This window comes from Veillonella parvula, assembly GCF_024461875.1.
Lineage (GTDB): Bacteria > Bacillota > Negativicutes > Veillonellales > Veillonellaceae > Veillonella > Veillonella parvula_I.
Map to the genome: position 1 here is coordinate 1 of NZ_JANGAL010000127.1, position 227 is coordinate 227.

A 227-nucleotide genomic window follows, 5' to 3' on the forward strand; every position below is an offset into this window, starting at 1 on the left:
GCGAGCTGCCGGTGGTGCTGCCCTGAGATGTACTTTGATTGTCCTTCTCATCAGCCCTCTCTGAGGCTGTCTCGGAAGGTGTCTGTGCGGTGGCTTGTGAACTGCCGGTGCTGTTAGTTTTGGTACCTGATGAATCGTTTGCAGAGCTGTCCGTATCGTCATTTATCGTAATCTGTATGGTGGCCTCCTTTGAGTTCACGTAAAGCGTCCTCGTCCAGGTGTCATAG

Annotated in this window: 1 protein-coding gene; it reads right to left on the reverse strand. The window is 52.4% G+C overall.

The annotated features are described in order from the left end of the window. The coding region (locus NE668_RS10090) for a hypothetical protein (protein WP_256196903.1) at positions 1-199 on the reverse strand (199 nt) is incomplete at its 3' end. Positions 200-227: the final 28 nt, after the last annotated feature.